Raw genomic sequence first — 12,189 nt, forward strand, 5'->3', positions numbered from 1 at the left:
TAAAGGGATTTCGAAAGAATATATTGGCGTAATAAAATTATGACTATATGTCGGATGCCTATTCTGTTTTTAATTAAAAGGCAATTAAAAAAGGGCTGCATTTGCAGCCCTTTTTTAACTATCGGTTCAAATATTACCTGACTACCTGGAATAGCTTGCTCGCTACTCCCGAATCGGTGTTGATCAGTAAGTTATAACTACCTGGAGGTAGATTATGAATATCGACTGTTACCAGTTTTTCGCGTTCTATTTTGAGTTCCTTAACAACAGCGCCAAGCGTATTGAATACCTTAATACTATTTATGCGATAAGCGTCTGTTGTTTGTATATACACCACATCGTTTGCCGGATTTGGATATATGGCCATTTGTGCGCCGGTAATATCATCCACTTTTACAGGCAAATCGCTGATCTTGGCTGTGTCTTCGCCGCAACTGTTGTACACGGTAAGACTTACGTTGTACGGACCAGGTATAGCATAGGTGTGTATTGGATTAGCAACGGTATCAGTTGCGCCATCTCCAAAGCTCCACAGGTAACTTGCCACGTTGGTTGGGCCGCCAGGCGCAAAGAAATAGGTGTTACCTACGTTCACGAATGATATACCATTGATGTCTGGAAGTGGTTCTATTGTAGATTCAATAGTATCTGAGGCTTTGCACATTTGGCCTAATGTTACCTCAACCCAGTATTTATTATACCCTTCTCCCACTGGTATTGTTTGCGTAGTATCGCCCGTGCTCCACACGTAGCGCGCTCCAGGTTCACCTGCATCTATCTCTATAGGAGGTATGGTTTCGCATGTTATCAGGTTCGGTCCAAGTTCAACCGACAACGGTTTCACTGTGATCTTATGGAACACCGATTGTGCTTTACAGCCGGGATTGTTAATCGTCACAGAATAAAAACCATCTTGTTTAGCGTAATATGAGCTTGCCGTTCCTCCGGGAATGGGGGTAGCATCCAACTCCCACTGGTAAGTAAAGTTGGGGCCAGTTGGTGCATACAACATCACGCTATCTCCCGGACAAACTCTTGAAGTTTCATAGTATACTATTGCTCCCGGAGGGTCCAGCGCCTTGCGTGATACGGCGAATGAGTCATTGCCTGGTTCCGGATCTGTGCCTCCGTTTGGTGAAGATGTCCATGCCTGGATTTTTAAGGTAGTTGATGAGGTCGGGAAGTTTACGTTACCAAGGGTAATGAGACCGGAACTACCGCCAACTGGTATCGGTGTTGAAAACGGTATGGCGGGTTGCATGATGCCATTTATAGACCAGTTGATAGTAACATTGCTGATCGTATTACCACCAAAGTTTTTCATTTGTGCTTTAACGGTATGAGTACCGAGGCAGATAGCACTGGTAGGCTCACTGATGGCGAATATACCCGCATTGTTAGGCAGGGGTTTATCCCAGCAATATACCTGGCCACTTATGGGCCTTATTGTAAGGTTATCAATAAAGGTAGCTGTAGAGATACCAGGAGATGTGGTTGTATTTGTCAGCGTTTGATAGTCTGTACTATTACGGGCTATGCCGATAGTGGCACTTGGTGATCCCCCAACGGGGTCGGGGCCCTCATTGTAGTGGTATTCGATCCGTCCAGATTCGAACAGTTTTACCTGGAAGGAAACAATATTGTTACCTGCTGCACTCCAGGTCCATCTCCAAGATCTCCATTCAAACGTAAATACCCTATTGGGTGCTGTGCCAGTTGTTTGATAGAAAGCGTCGCCATTAGGGCTGCCGTTAAGGTCATCCCATAGCGGCATCATCATCGGACCATAGTTGCCTGCTTCACTCGCAGTGTTGGACAACGTATTTGTGCTGATATTCGACAGCGCCAAAAAACCATTGGAACATGCGTTGAGCATGGAATACGTTCCTGTGCAAAACGGAAAAGCAAAGCCGATAGGAATGTTTGGCTGATTGGCGTCATCACCTTCCACGTTGGTAACCTGGGTGCCTGTAATAGGGGCGTAAGGTTCCTGATAGGCACTAAAAAGGTACTGGGTGGCATTGGGTGGGACCTGGGCGTTGGCGGTTCCTGAACCGATCAGAGCTGTAACAGCTAGGGGTAAGAGCTTCTTAAGACCTCTTAAGAAAGGGTTGTAGTGGTTTCTCATATTAGTGATTTATACGGTAAATGCGAGCTCAATTTAGAAAGAATTATTAATATACTCTATTCTTTTAATGGGAGGGAATATAGAGATTAATGATATAGTTAAACGGATGGGTTCTACCTTTTGCCATTTGAACAGCTTATAGTACCTTTGCGGCCAAATTATCATTGAACATATTATATGTCGGGACAGCTTAAAGAAGTTCGCAACCGGATAAAATCAGTTTCCAGCACACAGCAGATCACCAAAGCGATGAAAATGGTGAGCGCTGCAAAACTGCGTCGTGCACAGGATGCTATATTGCAAATGCGCCCTTATGCACAGAAGCTGCAGGAGATGCTTAGCAATATCGTAAGCAGTTCATCTTCTGATATCGACCTGGCACTGGCTAGTGAGCGTACGGTAGAAAAAGTACTTTTGATCCCCATCACCAGCGACAGGGGTCTTTGCGGCGCTTACAATGCAAACGTGATCAAAGCTACCCGTTCATTGATCAATCAACAATATTCAACTCAGTTCAGCAAGGGTAACGTTACCATAATGCCACTGGGTAAAAAAGGTTACGAATTCTTCTCGAAATACGGTTACAAAGTAATCGATACCTATTGGGAAGTGTTTGCTGATCTGAGCTTCGACAATGTGCGCAAGGCCGCAATCTATGCGCAGGAAGCGTTCCTTAATAAAGAGTTCGACAAAGTAGAGATCGTATACAGCCAGTTTAAAAATGCGGCTACCCAGGCTTTCGTGAGCGAAACTTACCTGCCAATTCCTAAGGTGGAGCAAAAAGAAGGCGAAAAGAGCGTTGATTTCATCTACGAACCTTCGCAAGAGATACTGGTGCAGGAACTGATGCCGAAGATCCTGAATACACAGGTATTTAAAGCAGTACTGGATGCGAATGCTTCTGAGCATGGCGCCCGTATGACAGCAATGGATAAAGCAAGCGAGAACGCTAACGAACTGCTGCGCAACCTGAAAATATCTTATAACCGTGCCCGCCAGGCCGCCATCACCACCGAGCTTACCGAGATCGTGAGCGGTGCTGCTGCCCTGCAAGGTTAATCATAGGCTTACCGTTTTTGGAAAACCGCTGCGATTGCAGCGGTTTTCTTATTTTTAGCCAAATTAACTAACAGTATGGGCCGTTCGGCGATCACAGTTTTGTTGTCAATTTTAGTTTGCAATGTATGGGCACAAAATGCCCGGGTACGGCTTTACCAGGCGCCTATTGCCGGAGGGGTGATATTGAGGGAGGTGGAAGATAGGTTCAATGCGCAGCTTTATAGTTTGGAAAGTCCCTCGCCAGATGCCAGCATAGAAAAGCGCAGGCTCTACGAGGCGAAGAAAGAAGTTGGACGCTTGTATCCTCACACAGAGAATTCTTCCAAACACACTGAATCGGCTGTGCCGTTGCCAACTGTTGTTAGTGGATTTGTTGCTGATTCTTCTACAGGCATCCCGCCAGATAATGACATGGCCATTTCAAAAGCAAACCGGGCGGTGTCTGTTATCAATTCATCTATTGCAGTGTCCGACGGCGACAGCAAGAAGATAACACAGAGAAGAACGCTTAACCAATTTTCCAGCAAAGTTGGATTGAACAGTTCTAATGATTACCGGTACGATCCTAAGGTTATCTATGACCCGGAAAAAGATCGGTTTATTTGTGTGATGCTTAATTCCACTAATGAATTCAACTGGATCGTTGTTGGTTTTTCGCAGAGCAACGATCCGGCAGGGGCCTGGGCGTTTTATAAATTTTATGGCGATTACAAAGGCGATACCACATGGTTTGATTATCCTTCGATAGCTATTACCAAAGATGAATTTTTCCTGACAGGTAATAAGATCAAATTCAATACAAGCTGGCAGGCTGGATTTTCAGAGTCGGTTATCTACCAGATACGCAAACAGGATGGTTATGATAGTCTTTCAACCGTAACTTACCAGGTGTGGGATAGCATCACTTATGCTGGTCGTTCTGTTAGAAATCTTTATCCCGTAAAAGGTGGTAGAAACATTAAAGGTCCGGATCAGTATTTTCTTTCCAATAGGAATTTTGATGTACAGAATGACACCATTTTTCTCGCCCGTGTACCCGGTACTATTGGCAGTCTGAAAAAAGGGTTCGACATACAGGCGCTGAAGTCGCCGGTTTCCTATGGTGTGCCACCAGACGGCAGGCAGCCAGACACCTCGGCTACGCTGGCTACAAACGATGGGCGTATTCTTGGCGCATTTATTGAAGGGTCGGAGATACAGTTTGTGAGCACGACGGTTCATCCTGAGTCTGGTGCGGCTGCTGTCTATCACGGCAAAATATCTTCAGTAAAAAAATCGCCATCGATCTCTGCCCAAATATTTACAACAGGTGGCTACGACTTCGGCTATCCCAACATCTCATATGCGGGTCAGCTGTTCGATACGATCCACTCGATTATTTCCTTTAACTATACGGGTCCGGCAATTCATCCTGGAGTAGGTGCTGTATTGTACGATGGTAAACAATTGTCTGACCTGATGCAAGTCAAGACGGGTGATAATAGTATTAAGATACTTACGGGCAAACAACAACGGTGGGGCGACTATATGGGTAGCCAGGTAGATTGGAATGAGGCCGGGGCTATATGGGTTGAAGGAATTTATGGTAGAAAAAATGGCCAGTACGGCAGTTGGATGGCAAAGCTTGCATCTCCGCTCAAGCGTAAAGAAAACCGTCCGTTTCCGTTTACTGTTCCTACACAACCAGTGCTCTACCCCAACCCCGCCATGCAGATGTTGAATGTCGAATTTTCGCATGGTGCCGATGAATTGCTGAATTTCATTGTATTCAACGCAAGCGGACAAGAAGTGGCGAGCATTCTGAAAGCAAAATGCCATGCAGGGAAAAATCTTATTCGTTTTGATATTGCTTCATTACCAGCAGGCGTATATTTTTTGAAAGCGACCAATCAGTCGGGAATTCAATTTACACTTCAACGTTTTGTCAAGCAGTAGATTCGGGTTCAGTTATACTATGAGTTCATGATGCGCTTTTTGTTCAATTTGAGTTTAGCCTTCAGGGCCATTCGCAACAACAAGCTGCGATCGATACTTACTATTGCCATCATTGGTATTGGCATTACCGCTTTGGTAGGCATACTTACGGCAATTGAGGTAATGAAAGCCAGCGTATACAGCAGCTTCAGCAGCATGGGCGCTAACTCGTTCCAGATCACAAGCGACATTATTAAGCAAAAGCGAGGTAGGGGGCATTTGAACATTAGTATCACCGAAGGTAAAAACATCAGGTACGAAGAAGCTGTAGCATTCAAAGAACGGTTTAAGTTTCCTTCTGTCATCGGGATATCTATGTCGGCCGGAGGAACTTCGATCGTGCGGTTTGGTTCTGCCAAGACAAATCCGAATATCGCGATCATGGGTATAGATGAGAGCTACCTTCGTATAGCGGATACAAAGCTGGATGCGGGCCGCACATTTTCGCCTTATGAATTGCAGAATGGAAGCTATACTTGCATACTCGGCAATGGTATTGCAGCAAAACTATTTAAGGGCAAGGCTGCAAACGCATTGGGAGAAGTTGTTTCCGTGGGTGATGTGAAATATCGTGTTGTGGGTGTAACCGAAGCTAAGGGCGGCAGTATGATCATGAACGCGGATAATACAGTACTGGTGCCGCTTAGTAACGGTCGCGCAGTGTATGGTGGTGACCAGAAGTTTGTGATCAACGTTATGGTTGACGATGTAAGCCAGCGAGCCATTGCTGCCGAGGAAGCAGAAGGACTTTTTCGGGTGATACGAAAGATACCGATCGGTAAGACAAACGATTTTACGGTTAGTCAGAATGATAGTCTTGCTGAAATGCTTTACGATAGTATATCGGTTATTAGTTGGGCTGCTGTTATCATAGGAATGATCACCCTGTTAGGCTCGGTTATTGGACTAATGAATATTATGCTTGTTTCGGTAGCGGAACGTACCAGGGAAATTGGTGTTAATAAGGCGCTGGGGGCAAAATCATCGGTAATCAAACAACAGTTTCTTACAGAATCTGTTTTGATCAGTTTGTTTGGTGGCTTGGTTGGTATTGTATTGGGAATACTAATTGGTAACCTGATAGGCCTGGCTTTGAAAACAGGTTTTATTATTCCGTGGATGTGGATATTGCTTGGCGTAAGCCTGTGTGCTCTTGTGGGAATACTATCTGGCATCTATCCGGCTATTAAGGCTTCAAAACTCGATCCTATTGTAGCTTTGCGATATGAATAGGATCTCTAACACGGATACGTTGGTTAAATGAACGAACTCAAAGGACTTATATATAAATCGACCGGCAGCTGGTATTCTGTAAAAACAGACGACGGAGTGTTTTGGAAAGCGCGTATCAAAGGCAAGCTGAAGATCGACGAAGAAATATCTTCCACCAACCCGATAGCAGTTGGCGACAAGGTGGTGTTTGAAGAAGAAGATGCAGAGAACAAAGTCGGTACCATTAAAACCATCGAGCGGCGTAATAACTACATTGTTCGTGTTTCGCCCCATAATAAAAATCAAAAACACATTGTAGCAGCCAACCTTGATGCTGCGTTGGTGATGGCTACAATAGCCGAACCGCGAACATCTTTGGGTTTTGTAGATCGCTTCCTGATCACGGCGGAAGCCTATCATATACCAGCCATCATTGTTATTAATAAAATTGACCTGCTAAAGGAAAAACACAGGCTGATATTGGAAAAGTGGCGGCAGATATATGAAGGCGCAGGCTACGAAATGTATGCTATTGTTGCAAAAGAGCCTGATACTATTCGTCCATTGCAAGAGCGGCTAAAAGATAAGACAACATTATTCAGTGGCCACTCGGGCGTAGGTAAAAGCACTTTGATCAATCAGCTCATGCCCGGTATCAACTTAAAAACACAAGAGGTGTCTGACTGGAGTGGCAAAGGACAGCATACAACAACCTTTGCCGAAATGTTTGATCTGCCGGATGGCGGCTGCATCATCGACACGCCCGGTGTAAAAGAATTTGGGCTTATTGATTTTGAGAAAGAAGAGCTTTCGCAGTACTTTCCGGAAATGCGTGCAGTGATGTCTGATTGTCGTTTCAATAATTGCCTGCACATAAATGAACCTGGATGTGCAGTGAAGCAGGCAGTAGCGGATAAGAAAATAAGCGAGGATCGCTACATTAGCTATGTTACAATCCTCGATAGTATAGAAACCAAGTGGTAAGTTTTTTATGATCATTTATAACGTTACTGTAAAAGTAGACACTAGCATTGCCGACGAATGGGTTAGTTGGATGAAACAAGAACATCTGGCTGATGTAGTAGGTACTGGAATGTTTTTCGATTCACGTTTGTACCAGCTGCTTGATCAGGATGAAACAGAAGGGAAAACCTACGTGGCGCAATACTATTGCGAAACCATGGAGCAGTACAATACCTATATTGCAGAGCATGCGCAAAAGATGCGCGATAAAGGTTTTGCCCGTTTCGGTAATAAATTCATTGCTTTTCGTACTGTAATGGAAAAGCTTGCGTAAACGCCATTTGCAGCGATTTCGTTAATAGCAAATTCCCTGCCAATATGCTGAAAAGCTTAATCAGTAAGGTTTTAGACAATGTTGATTTAGAGCATGCATGTTGATAAACTGTGGAAGCAGCGACTGGCAAGGGTTTTGGCCTGCAAAAAAAAATTGAGAATATTTGGAACTGATAGAAAGCTAAGTATATTTGCTTATTCCTCTTAAAAAAGTATTGTTTCACAACCAAACACACAAGCTATGAACAAAGCTGAACTGATCGACAAAATTGCCAAAGATTCAGGCATTACCAAAACACAAGCAAACGAAGCATTGGATTCATTCACTAATGCAGTAGTTTCTTCTTTGAAAAAAGGCGACCGCGTAACGCTGGTTGGTTTTGGAACTTTCTCTGTTTCTGAGCGTTCTGCCCGCAACGGCCGCAACCCACAAACAGGCGAAGTGATCAAGATCAAAGCACGCAAAGTTCCAAAGTTCAAAGCTGGTAAAGAATTCTCTACCAAAATCGGTACAGGTAAGAAATAATTTACCTACCTGAGAGAGTTGAAAGCAAGGGGCATGCAAGTGTTTCTTGCTTTTTTTTGACTATTTTTGCATCCTAAAATATTTATTATGGGCAGAGGTGATAAACGCACTAAGCGCGGCAAGATAGCTAAAGGAAGCTTTGGCAGAACAAGGCTGGCTCGCACAAAAAAGACAACAGCAAAAGCAGACAAGAAAGCTTAATCTGCAACTGAATTTTAAAAGCCACTCGCAAGAGTGGCTTTTTACGCACTTATAGTTCGATCGCTAATGGTTTTCCATAATAAAGACATCAGCAAAAGCAGTTTCCTGGTAACGGGGGGCGCTGGCTTTATTGGTTCGCACATAACTGAATACCTGCTGAAGAATGGAGCTGGTAAAGTGCGTGTGCTCGACAACTTGTCTACCGGCCTTCAATACAACATTGAGCTTTTCGTCGGCTATCCCAATTTTGAATTTATAGAGGGTGATATTCGCAATGCGGCTATTTGCAGGCAAGCCTGCGAGAGCATGGATTATGTGAACCACCAGGCGGCGCTGGGTTCCGTACCGCGTTCCATTATCGATCCGGCTGCCACTAACGACGTGAACGTGGGCGGCTTTGTGAATATGATCACTGCAGCTAAGGATGCAGGGGCAAAGGCATTTGTGTATGCATCATCTTCTTCGGTGTATGGCGATGAGCCGAACCTGCCTAAAACCGAAGCGAGAACTGGAAACCTGTTATCGCCCTATGCCGTGTCTAAAATGGCCGATGAACTGTATGCTGCTGTGTTTGCCATGCAGTACAACCTGAAAGTAGCAGGGTTGCGTTACTTCAATGTATTCGGCCCGCGCCAGGATCCTAACGGCCCTTATGCTGCGGTTATTCCCTTATTTGTAAGTGGCATCATGAATGGCTCAGCCGTACACATAAATGGCGACGGCGAACAAACCCGCGACTTCACTTATGTAGACAACGCCGTACAAGCTAACATCCGCGCGTTACTGGCCGATAATGATAACGCATACGGCCATGTATACAACATTGCGGTAGGTGAGAACTTCTCAGTAAACTCCCTGTACAACAGCATCCGTGAGATACTTGGATCGAAACATGCACCAACTTACCGTGAGCCTCGCTCCGGTGATATTCGTGATTCTCTTGCAGACATCTCAAAGGCACAAGAGCTGTTGGGTTATACACCCGCATATCGCTTCCAGGACGGGCTAAAGAAAACGGTTGAGTACTTCCAGCAAATAATGAAATGATCTAAGGCGCAAGCCTTGTTTTTACCCACTCACCCATTGCGTCTTCGCTGAAGACGATACGATCGTGCATGCGGCTGCTGCGCCCTTGCCAGAACTCTATATAGTGTGGGATCACCCTATAGCCACCCCAGTGTGGCGGACGGGGAATGTCGTTTCCGAATTGATCGGCGTATTGTTTGTAGTTATTTTCCAGGATGCTCCTGTCGGGTATCGACTGGCTTTGGGGCGATGACCAGGCACCAATCTTACTACCGTCGGGGCGGGTAGAGAAGTAGTGGTCGCTTTCCTCCTCACTTATCTTTTCTATCCTTCCTTCTATACGTACCTGCCTTTCCAGCTCGGTCCAGAAGAATACCAGTGCTACGAATGGATTGCTTTCTATTTCCAGACCCTTGGCGCTGCTGTAGTTGGTAAAGAAGACGAACCCTTTTTCATCCAAACCTTTCAGCAACACTATGCGGGCATGTGGTTTGTTGTGCAGGTCTACGGTAGCAAGCACCATCGCGTTTACCTCCTCGGCTTGTGCGGCTTCGGCTTCGGCAAACCACTTGCCAAAAAAGGCGAAAGGATCACCACCGGCAGTCGCTTCATCCAGCTCCGCCATCTGATAATCCTTTCGTATGTCCGCTATATTTCTGTTGGACAAAATATGGGGTTATTTTTTTGAGCCCAGGTACTTAGCCATTACGTATACCAGTGCAACGGTCATCAAGAAGATAGCCAAATAAGTCAGGACTGGTCCGATAGATTCACCAGCATCAAAAAACGCGCTAAGTATTAAAGACTGCATATGATTTTCCGATTTTGGGCTGCAAGATACAAAACACGGGGCGGAAATGCCAGCTTTTATGTATTTCCCTATTTTGTAACTAATTTTCGCCTCAAATCCGCTTTACTCCTCATGTTTTTGCGGCATGTCCCGTTCCTGAAATCAGTACTGATGTACTCATTTACCGCTTTTGGCGGACCCCAGGGGCATTTGGGCATGATGGTGAAGACCTTTGCCCAGCGCAGACATTACATTACTGAGGAGGAACTACAGGAGTACAACGCCTTTTGCCAAATGCTGCCGGGCCCATCGTCTACCCAAACGGTGATGCTGATAGCCATGAAGCGCGGCGGCATCCCCCTTGGTTTACTGACCCTGCTTTTATGGTTGCTGCCGGCAACGGTCATGATGAGTGCCTTCGCCTTCATCGTGTACTACTTTAATGTAAAGGACGTACAAACCAACCTGTTCACCTATGTACAGCCGATGTCGTTTGGCTTCATCTGCTTTGCGGCTGTGCGTATGATGCGGAGCAGTGTACAGCACGTGGCCACGTTCGGTATCATGCTTGGTAGTATCGTGGTCACCTTACTATTCAAGTTCCCGTGGATCTTTCCTATAGTACTGTTTGCTGCGGGCACCATTAGCAACTTCAGTAACAAGCGTATCCCCGATGCTACCGAAAAGCCCAAGCCCATACGCTGGATCAACCTCTGGCTGTTTGCGGTGCTGTTCATAGCCGCGGGTATCGTGTCCGAGATGGCCAGGGTGCACGACTGGCCCAACAGGCGCATCTTCAACCTCTTCGAGAACTTCTACCGCTTTGGGGCCATCGTGTTTGGCGGCGGACAGGCGCTGATGCCAATGATGCTCTTCCAGTTCGTGAACAGGCCTATATTCCTGGGCCATCCGCCACTCATTACCGGCGAAGACCTGCTGACGGGTTATGGTCTTGTACAGGCTGTGCCGGGACCGGTGTTCTCCATATGCTCGTATGTGGGCGGTATGGTCATGAGCGACCAGGGACCGATGTGGCAGGCTGCGGGTAGCGCGGTAGCCACCATCGCGGTGTTTCTGCCCAGCACCTTACTATTGTTCTTTTTGTTTCCTATCTACCAAAACCTGCGGCAACATGTTATCATCTATCGCGCGCTGGAGGGGATCAATGCCGCCATCGTAGGTATCATCTGGGCATCGGGTATCGTGCTGTTCCAGGCTATGCCTTTCGAGTATATGAACATCGTTGTGGCAGTCATCACTTTCTGCCTGCTGTCGTTCACCCGCATACCGGCGCCGCTTATTGTGCTGGGCTGGTTGCTGCTGGGGTGGACGATGAATATGTAAGACTAGTCTTTCAGCAACTCTTTAATGTCGCCTATCAGTTGGTTCACTTCGCCAACGTTGGTGCCTTTGTATTGGCCGCGTATCTGTCCTTCGCGGTCTACCAGTACAAAACGGTCTGTGTGTATAAAGTCGTTGGCTATATCAACTGCAGCTGTATCGTCCGATGCGGTTACCAGGTAGCTGTAGCGCGCCATGTCGTACAGTTCTTTTTTGTCGCCGGTCAGGAACATCCATTGCTGCGGGTCGGCTTCAAAGCGAAGGCTGTATTGTTTCATCGCACCAACAGTATCTTTCTTAGGGTCCACTGTATGCGATAGGATCTTCACGCTTTCGTTGCCTTTGAACGCGTCGTACACCTTGGTCATGTTCTCGTTCATCTTCGGGCAGATGCCTTTGCAGGTAGTAAAGAAGTACTCCACTACATAGATCTTTCCTTTCACGTCGGTGATCGTCCTGGTTTTGCCATCCTGGTCGGTGAAGGCGAAATCAGTTACACGGTGTCCTTCGTGGCCTATGACCGGCAACACTTTAGCATCAGTGCGTGTCACCTTGTAGAAATAGGTCATGAACACTGCTGCCAGGATGATAAAGAAAGAAACGAGAGCGATGGTTACTTTTTTACGACTCATAACG

Annotated in this window: 12 protein-coding genes; 9 read left to right on the top strand and 3 right to left on the bottom strand. The window is 46.0% G+C overall.

Translation table 11 applies throughout. The features are described 5' to 3' along the window. Positions 1 to 133 precede the first annotated feature (133 nt). Complete coding sequence (locus tag P2W83_RS09915) at positions 134 to 2,128, bottom strand: T9SS type A sorting domain-containing protein (protein ID WP_276133564.1); 1,995 nt, start codon at positions 2,126 to 2,128, stop codon at positions 134 to 136. A 177-nt stretch (positions 2,129 to 2,305) separates the two neighbouring features. Here P2W83_RS09915 and atpG point away from each other — a divergent pair, with 177 nt between their 5' ends. From atpG to P2W83_RS09955, 8 genes are all read left to right on the top strand, one after another. Continuing rightward, positions 2,306 to 3,187: an ATP synthase F1 subunit gamma gene (gene atpG / locus P2W83_RS09920; RefSeq protein ID WP_276133565.1), complete on the top strand. Its 882-nt coding sequence runs from the start codon at positions 2,306 to 2,308 to the stop codon at positions 3,185 to 3,187. Between the two features lie 75 nt (positions 3,188 to 3,262). Then, the gene (locus P2W83_RS09925) at positions 3,263 to 5,122 is read left to right on the top strand and encodes a T9SS type A sorting domain-containing protein (RefSeq protein ID WP_276133566.1); all 1,860 of its coding nucleotides are present in this window, start codon (positions 3,263 to 3,265) and stop codon (positions 5,120 to 5,122) included. 27 nt (positions 5,123 to 5,149) lie between these two features. Then, entirely contained in the window at positions 5,150 to 6,394 is a 1,245-nt protein-coding gene (locus P2W83_RS09930; RefSeq protein ID WP_276133567.1) for an ABC transporter permease, read from the top strand. A gap of 27 nt (positions 6,395 to 6,421) precedes the next feature. Continuing rightward, complete coding sequence (rsgA, locus tag P2W83_RS09935) at positions 6,422 to 7,357, top strand: ribosome small subunit-dependent GTPase A (RefSeq protein ID WP_276133568.1); 936 nt, start codon at positions 6,422 to 6,424, stop codon at positions 7,355 to 7,357. Between the two features lie 7 nt (positions 7,358 to 7,364). Continuing rightward, complete coding sequence (locus P2W83_RS09940) at positions 7,365 to 7,670, top strand: DUF4286 family protein (RefSeq protein WP_276133569.1); 306 nt, start codon at positions 7,365 to 7,367, stop codon at positions 7,668 to 7,670. Between the two features lie 240 nt (positions 7,671 to 7,910). Next, complete coding sequence (locus P2W83_RS09945) at positions 7,911 to 8,195, top strand: HU family DNA-binding protein (protein WP_276133570.1); 285 nt, start codon at positions 7,911 to 7,913, stop codon at positions 8,193 to 8,195. A gap of 87 nt (positions 8,196 to 8,282) precedes the next feature. Next, on the top strand, positions 8,283 to 8,396 hold the full coding sequence (locus P2W83_RS09950; RefSeq protein WP_276133571.1) for a 30S ribosomal protein THX: 114 nt from the start codon (positions 8,283 to 8,285) through the stop codon (positions 8,394 to 8,396). Between the two features lie 66 nt (positions 8,397 to 8,462). Beyond that, entirely contained in the window at positions 8,463 to 9,443 is a 981-nt protein-coding gene (locus P2W83_RS09955; protein WP_276133572.1) for an SDR family oxidoreductase, read from the top strand. 1 nt (position 9,444) lies between these two features. Here the strand turns inward: P2W83_RS09955 and pdxH are convergent, their stop codons facing one another. Beyond that, a complete protein-coding gene (gene pdxH, locus P2W83_RS09960) occupies positions 9,445 to 10,089 on the bottom strand; it encodes a pyridoxamine 5'-phosphate oxidase (RefSeq protein WP_276133573.1) in 645 nt (214 codons plus the stop codon). A gap of 294 nt (positions 10,090 to 10,383) precedes the next feature. Here pdxH and chrA point away from each other — a divergent pair, with 294 nt between their 5' ends. Then, the gene (gene chrA / locus P2W83_RS09965) at positions 10,384 to 11,556 is read left to right on the top strand and encodes a chromate efflux transporter (protein WP_276133574.1); all 1,173 of its coding nucleotides are present in this window, start codon (positions 10,384 to 10,386) and stop codon (positions 11,554 to 11,556) included. 2 nt (positions 11,557 to 11,558) lie between these two features. On the opposite strand, the gene P2W83_RS09970 is transcribed toward chrA, so the two are convergent. Beyond that, positions 11,559 to 12,185, bottom strand: a complete 627-nt coding sequence (locus tag P2W83_RS09970) for an SCO family protein (RefSeq protein ID WP_276133575.1) — start codon at positions 12,183 to 12,185, stop codon at positions 11,559 to 11,561. Positions 12,186 to 12,189 lie beyond the last annotated feature (4 nt).

The sequence above is a fragment of the Polluticoccus soli genome (assembly GCF_029269745.1).
GTDB classification, from domain to species: Bacteria; Bacteroidota; Bacteroidia; order Chitinophagales; family Chitinophagaceae; genus Polluticoccus; species Polluticoccus soli.

Coding starts and splice junctions, on each gene's coding strand:
- P2W83_RS09915 (WP_276133564.1), bottom strand. CDS start 2,128: ATGAGAAACCACTACAACCCTTTCTTAAGAGGTCTTAAGAAGCTCTTA.
- atpG (WP_276133565.1), top strand. CDS start 2,306: ATGTCGGGACAGCTTAAAGAAGTTCGCAACCGGATAAAATCAGTTTCC.
- P2W83_RS09925 (WP_276133566.1), top strand. CDS start 3,263: ATGGGCCGTTCGGCGATCACAGTTTTGTTGTCAATTTTAGTTTGCAAT.
- P2W83_RS09930 (WP_276133567.1), top strand. CDS start 5,150: ATGATGCGCTTTTTGTTCAATTTGAGTTTAGCCTTCAGGGCCATTCGC.
- rsgA (WP_276133568.1), top strand. CDS start 6,422: ATGAACGAACTCAAAGGACTTATATATAAATCGACCGGCAGCTGGTAT.
- P2W83_RS09940 (WP_276133569.1), top strand. CDS start 7,365: ATGATCATTTATAACGTTACTGTAAAAGTAGACACTAGCATTGCCGAC.
- P2W83_RS09945 (WP_276133570.1), top strand. CDS start 7,911: ATGAACAAAGCTGAACTGATCGACAAAATTGCCAAAGATTCAGGCATT.
- P2W83_RS09950 (WP_276133571.1), top strand. CDS start 8,283: ATGGGCAGAGGTGATAAACGCACTAAGCGCGGCAAGATAGCTAAAGGA.
- P2W83_RS09955 (WP_276133572.1), top strand. CDS start 8,463: ATGGTTTTCCATAATAAAGACATCAGCAAAAGCAGTTTCCTGGTAACG.
- chrA (WP_276133574.1), top strand. CDS start 10,384: ATGTACTCATTTACCGCTTTTGGCGGACCCCAGGGGCATTTGGGCATG.
- P2W83_RS09970 (WP_276133575.1), bottom strand. CDS start 12,185: ATGAGTCGTAAAAAAGTAACCATCGCTCTCGTTTCTTTCTTTATCATC.